The organism is Kineosporia sp. R_H_3 (assembly GCF_002198675.1).
In the GTDB taxonomy this organism is placed as follows: Bacteria; Actinomycetota; Actinomycetes; order Actinomycetales; family Kineosporiaceae; genus R-H-3.
The window spans coordinates 1-6035 of the sequence record NZ_MWLL01000028.1; the positions used below are offsets into that span (position 1 = coordinate 1).

At 73.2% G+C, this 6035-nt stretch carries 5 protein-coding genes and 1 pseudogene; 5 read left to right on the forward strand and 1 reads right to left on the reverse strand.

Annotated features, from left to right (window positions below; translation table 11 throughout):
- Nucleotides 1–320 precede the first annotated feature (320 nt).
- On the reverse strand, nucleotides 321–1556 hold the full coding sequence (locus ECOMGDLI_RS02515) for a pyridoxal phosphate-dependent aminotransferase (protein ID WP_088313277.1): 1236 nt from the start codon (nucleotides 1554–1556) through the stop codon (nucleotides 321–323).
- Between the two features lie 336 nt (nucleotides 1557–1892).
- On the opposite strand from ECOMGDLI_RS02515, the gene rpsB reads away from it, so the two are divergent.
- The 5 genes and pseudogenes from rpsB to ECOMGDLI_RS02540 all read left to right on the forward strand — a co-directional run.
- The coding region (gene rpsB, locus ECOMGDLI_RS02520; protein WP_143447468.1) for a 30S ribosomal protein S2 at nucleotides 1893–2790 on the forward strand (898 nt) is incomplete at its 3' end.
- 271 nt (nucleotides 2791–3061) lie between these two features.
- A complete protein-coding gene (tsf, locus tag ECOMGDLI_RS02525) occupies nucleotides 3062–3889 on the forward strand; it encodes a translation elongation factor Ts (RefSeq protein ID WP_088313279.1) in 828 nt (275 codons plus the stop codon).
- A gap of 216 nt (nucleotides 3890–4105) precedes the next feature.
- Nucleotides 4106–4882, forward strand: coding sequence for a UMP kinase (pyrH, locus tag ECOMGDLI_RS02530; RefSeq protein ID WP_088313283.1), 777 nt, complete (start codon nucleotides 4106–4108; stop codon nucleotides 4880–4882).
- A gap of 114 nt (nucleotides 4883–4996) precedes the next feature.
- Nucleotides 4997–5554 carry a ribosome recycling factor gene (gene frr, locus ECOMGDLI_RS02535; RefSeq protein WP_088313281.1) on the forward strand — a complete coding sequence of 186 codons (558 nt, stop codon included), beginning with the start codon at nucleotides 4997–4999 and terminating at the stop codon, nucleotides 5552–5554.
- Nucleotides 5555–5558: 4 nt separating this feature from the next.
- Nucleotides 5559–6035, forward strand: a pseudogene (locus ECOMGDLI_RS02540) (hypothetical protein); the annotation flags it as partial.

Here is a 6035-nt window from a genome sequence, read left to right on the forward strand (position 1 = left end):
CCTGCCGCCGCCCCGCCCGCCGGTGCGGCGGCAGGCAGCCCGCGCGCGGCCGGACCCGGTTCGGCAGAGGTCGCGGCCGGCGCCGGGGAGACGGCACCCAGCGCCACGGCGGCTGCGGCTGCGAGGGCGAGGAGGACGGGGTGACCGGGCATGCGGCGAGCCTGCACCGGGGCAGCCCCGGCCCGCCGCGGCCGACGCCGCGGCTGTGGACAGTGGGACGAAACCCGAAACTGGGGACGGGTCGCGCCCGTACAGATGTCAGCCGCAGCCTGCCGACCCACTCGACATCCGGCCAGGCTCGTCCGGACGGTGCGGCCGGATCAGCCCCGGTGCAGCGCCTTGAGCCGCGCGACGGCGTCCGCGATGACCTCTGGCCGCTTGCAGAACGCGAACCGGACGAGCGACCGCCCCGCCTCGACGTCGTCGTGGAACACCTGGACCGGCACCCCGACGACGCCGGCCCGCTCGGGCAGCTCCCGGCACAGCGTCAGGCCGTCCGCGTACCCGAGCGGGGCGGCGTCCGCGACGACGAAGTACGTGCCCTGCGGGACGCTCACGGTGAACCCGACGTCGAGCAGCCCCTCGACGAGCGCGTCCCGGCCGGCCTGCAGCCGGCCGGCGACCCCGGTGTAGAAGTCGTCGCCGAGCGCGAGCGCGTCGGCGACCGCCGGCTGGAACGGGCCGGCGTTGACGTACGTGAGGAACTGCTTGACGGTCGTGACGGCGTCGACGACGTCCTTCGGCGCGACGACCCACCCGACCTTCCAGCCCGTCACCGAGAACGTCTTGCCGGCCGACGAGATCGTCACGACCCGCCCGGCCATCCCCGGCAGCGTCGCGAGCGGTACGTGCTCGGCGCCGTCGAACGTCAGGTGCTCGTAGACCTCGTCGGTGACGACGAGCAGGTCGTGCTCGACCGCGACCCGCGCCACCGCCTCGAGCTCGGCGCGGCCCAGCACGTGCCCGGTCGGGTTGTGCGGGCTGTTGAGCAGGATGAGGCGGGTCCGCGGCGTCACCGCCGCCGCGAGCGCGTCGACGTCGAGCCGGTACTCGGGGAAGCGCAGCGGCACGGTCCGGCGCACGGCCCCCGCGAGCGCCACGGACGCCGCGTAGGAGTCGTAGTAGGGCTCGAGCATGACGACCTCGTCGCCGGGCTCGACGAGCGCCATGACGCACGCGGCGATCGCCTCCGTCGCGCCGGCGGTCACGAGCACCTCGGTGTCCGGGTCGACCTCGAGCCCGTAGAACCGGCGCTGGTGCTCCGCGACCGCGCGCCGCAGGGCCGGGACGCCGCGGCCGGGCGGGTACTGGTTGTTCGCCCCGAGGATCTGGGCGACCGCTCCGTCGAGGATGCTCCGCGGCCCGTCGGTGTCCGGGAAGCCCTGGCCGAGGTTCACGGCCCCGGTCCGGACGGCGAGCGCGCTCATCTCGGCGAAGATCGTCGAGGCGAGCGCCCCGTCGGCGCCGAGCAGGTTGGACTGGCGGGCGATCTCGCGCCAGCGGCCCCGCACCGGGGCGGGCGCGGCAGCGGCGGGGGAGCGGTCGGCGTCGGCCATGGGCGCAGCCTACGGAGCCCGGACGGCGGCCCGCACGGTCCGCGGCCGGGCGCCGATCGCGGGCGGGCCCGCTCACGGCGCGCGGCGTTTTGGTCGCCCACCGTGCCCCGGCGTACGATGCCCTCACGGCCGGCTCGTCCGGTCGACTTCGCGCGCCCGCAGACCGCCGCTCACGCGGCGGGGCGCACCGTCGGTCCGGTGACCACCCTCGGGTGGGTCTCCGGTGCGGTGCCGCCGCAGGCGCCAGGCATGCCGTCCGCCCGGACGGCGTGAGGAACCGACAGGCGTCTTTGAGCCGGTGAACTCCGGCAGGCGCCGACAGGAGTGCTTCCAGCAATGGCTGTTGTCACCATGCGCCAGCTGCTCGAGAGCGGCGTCCACTTCGGGCACCAGACCCGCCGGTGGAACCCGAAGATGAAGCGCTTCATCTTCACCGAGCGCAACGGCATCTACATCATCGACCTGCAGCAGTCGCTGTCGTTCATCGACCGCGCCTTCGAGTTCGTCAAGGAGACCGTCGCCCACGGCGGCACGATCCTCTTCGTCGGCACGAAGAAGCAGGCCCAGGAGCCCATCGCCGAGCAGGCCGCGCGCGTCGGCATGCCCTACGTCAACCAGCGCTGGCTCGGCGGCATGCTCACGAACTTCCAGACCGTGCACAAGCGCCTCCAGCGCCTCAAGGAGCTCGAGCTCCTCGACTTCGACGACGTGGCCGGCTCCGGCATGACGAAGAAGGAGCTCCTCGTCCTGCGTCGCGAGAAGGACAAGCTCGAGAAGACCCTCGGCGGCATCCGCGACATGGCGAAGGTCCCGAGCGCGGTGTGGATCGTCGACACGAAGAAGGAGCACCTCGCGGTCGACGAGGCGCGCAAGCTCCACATCCCGATCGTCGCGATCCTCGACACGAACTGCGACCCGGACGAGGTCGACTTCAAGATCCCGGGCAACGACGACGCGATCCGCTCCGTCACCCTGCTCACGCGCGTCGTCGCCGACGCCGTCGCGGAGGGCCTCATGGCCCGCTCGCGCGGCAGCGAGACGAAGCCCGAGGCCGGCGCCGTCGCGGTCGACGAGCCGCTCGCCGAGTGGGAGCGCGAGCTCCTCACGCCGGCCGAGGCGCCCGTCGCCGAGGCTGCCGTCGAGGCCCCGGTCGAGGCTCCCGTCGAGGCCGCCGCCGAGACCGAGGTCGTCGCCGACGCCCCGGCCTCGGCCGGAGCCTCGGCAGCGGCGTCGGNGCCGAGGCCGAGGCCGACGCCGCTGCCGAGGCTCCGGCCGAGGCCGCCGCCGAGAGCACCGAGCAGGCCTGACGTCCGGGCTCCCTCCGGAGCCCATCGCGGACGACGGACGACCTGTCCGATCCGGCCCCGGGCCACGCGCCCGGGGCCGGACCGGCGGGACCACCGCGCCGGAAGCCTCCGGCGGCGCCGGGCGTTATCGCCTCGACGGGTGCGTCGTCCGCGCACAGACTCGTTGCACACCATTCGGACAGGAGAGTCAGGAAAGTCATGGCGAACATCAGCGCTGCTGACGTCAAGCGCCTGCGCGACCTCACGGGCGCCGGGATGATGGACTGCAAGAAGGCGCTCGAGTCGAGCGACGGCGACTTCGACAAGGCCGTCGAGTTCCTCCGCGTCAAGGGCCAGGCCAGCGCCGAGAAGCGCGGCGACCGCAACGCCTCCAACGGCCTCGTCGCCGCCCACGTCGAGAACGGCGTCGGCACCCTCGTCGAGATCAACTGCGAGACGGACTTCGTCGCCAAGGCGGAGCCGTTCATCGCGCTCGCCGACCAGGTCCTCCAGCAGGCCGTCGCGATCAAGGCCGAGGACGCCGCCGCGCTCCTGTCGAGCGAGATCGAGCCCGGCAAGTCGGTCGAGCAGCTCCTCATCGAGAAGAACGCGACGATCGGCGAGAAGATCGTCATCCGCCGCGTGGCCCGCGTCGAGGCGCCGCACGTCGCGACGTACCTGCACCGCACGAGCCCCGACCTGCCCCCGCAGATCGGCGTCCTCGTCGGTGTCGACGGCGAGTCGGACGTCGCGCGCGACGTCGCGATGCACGCCGCCGCGATGGGCCCGAGCTTCCTCACCCGCGAGAACGTGCCGGCCGACGTCGTCGAGACCGAGCGCCGCGTCGCGGAGCAGAAGTCCCGCGAGGAGGGCAAGCCGGAGCAGGCGATCGAGCGGATCGTCACCGGCCGGGTCGACGCGTTCTTCAAGGACAACGTGCTCCTCGAGCAGAAGTTCGCGAAGGACCCGAGCAAGACGATCCAGCAGCTCCTCAAGGAGGCCGGCGTCGCGGCGACCGGCTTCGCCCGGTTCAAGGTCGGCGCCTGAGCACCACCGACAGGCACGCCCGAGCATGACGGCGGCGGTCGCACCCGGTCCTGGGGTGCGACCGCCGTCCGCCGTCCGGGGCCTGCCGGGCCCGGAGGGGGGCCGTCCGGGCGACCGGCGGGGGCGCAGCGCTCCGAGCACCCTCCGGAGTGCGGCAGACTGGCCCGCGGACCACAGGGCGAGACAGCCGGCACGATCGATCGGGGCGGAGTGGACATGACCGCGGAGGGACTGACCGTGGACCTTGAGCAGCTGGACGACCCGGACGCCGAGGGCTCCGGCGCGCGCTACGGGCGGGTGCTCCTCAAGCTCTCCGGCGAGGTCTTCGGCAACGGCAAGCTCGGCGTCGACCCGGACGTCGTGCACCGTCTCGCCGAGCAGATCGCCGTCGTCGTCCGGGAGGGCGTCCAGGTCGCGGTCGTCGTCGGCGGCGGCAACTTCTTCCGCGGCGCCGAGCTCGCGCAGCGCGGCATGGACCGCGCCCGCGCCGACTACATGGGCATGCTCGGCACCGTCATGAACTGCCTGGCGATGCAGGACTTCCTCGAGCAGGCCGGGATCGACACCCGGGTGCAGACCGCCATCACGATGGGCCAGGTCGCCGAGCCGTACATCCCGCGCCGGGCGATCCGCCACCTCGAGAAGGGCAGGGTCGTCATCTTCGGCGCCGGCCTCGGGGCGCCGTACTTCAGCACCGACACCACGGCCGCGCAGCGTGCGCTCGAGATCAAGGCCGACGTCGTCCTCATGAGCAAGAACGGCGTGGACGGCGTCTACACGGCGGACCCGCGCACGGACCCCGACGCCCGCAAGCTCGAGAAGGTCACGTACGCCGACGCCCTCCGCCAGCGGCTCAAGGTGGTCGACGCGACGGCGTTCAGCCTCTGCATGGACAACCGCCTGCCGATGATCGTCTTCGGCATGGAGGGTGAGGGCAACGTGGCGCGTGCCGTCCGGGGTGAGAGGATCGGGACGCTCGTCACCGCAGGGTAGGAACAGGTAGCGAACCTGCACGGACCGGACGACGACTCAGGACACGGACGCCCCGGCTCGGGAGCGTCCCGGCAGTGACCGGGCGGCCCCCCGCCCGGAGACGAAGGAGCGACGGTGATCGACGACACCCTCCTCGAGGCCGAGGACAAGATGGACAAGGCCGTCGAGGTGGCCAAGGAGGACTTCTCGGCCATCCGGACCGGCCGGGCGAACCCCGCGATGTTCAGCAAGATCATGGTCGACTACTACGGTGCGCCGACCCCGCTGCAGCAGCTCGCGTCGTTCCAGACGCCCGAGGCACGGGTCATGATCGTGAACCCGTACGACCGCGGCTCCATGACGGCGATCGAGAAGGCGCTGCGCGACAGCGACCTCGGCGTCAACCCGTCGAACGACGGCAACATCATCCGGCTGGTGCTCCCGCAGCTCACCGAGGAGCGCCGCAAGGACTACATCAAGATGGCCAAGCACAAGGCGGAGGACGCGCGGGTCTCGGTCCGCAACATCCGCCGCAAGGCCAAGGAGGAGCTCGACCGCATCGTCAAGGACGGCGAGGCGGGCGAGGACGAGGTCACCCGCGCGGAGAAGGAGCTCGACGCCTCGACGAAGCGGCACGTCGACATCATCGACGAGCTGCTGCGTCACAAGGAGTCCGAGCTCCTGGAGGTGTGACGACGTGAGCGACCCGGACCCCGGCCCCGAACCCGCGCGACGCCGTCGCGGCGGTCCCGCACGCGTGCACGACGACGACGCCTCCTGGGCGGACGTCGTCGGCGCGCGGGCCTGGGGCCAGGGTCCGGCCGGTGGTCAGGGCGGCCACGGCGGTCACGCCGCTCCCGAGGCCGAGACCCAGCTCCTCGCGTCGCGCCGCTCCCGGCGCCGGGACGGGCAGGACGTCGCCGCGGAGCCTCCCTTCGCGGACGTCCCGGCCGCTGCGCCGGCGCCGGAGGTCGTCCCGGACGTCGTCCCGCCGGTCTCCCCCGTCGCCGCCGCTCCGGCGACCGTCGCCGGTGTCGACGTCACCGGCCCGGTGTCGGCGCCGTGGTGGAGCGCCGGACGGCCCGCCCCCGAGCGGGCCGCCCCGGCCGCGCCCCCGGCCGAGGACGCCTTCTGGTTCGGGCCGAAGACGTCGGTGACCGGCTCGGTCGCGCCG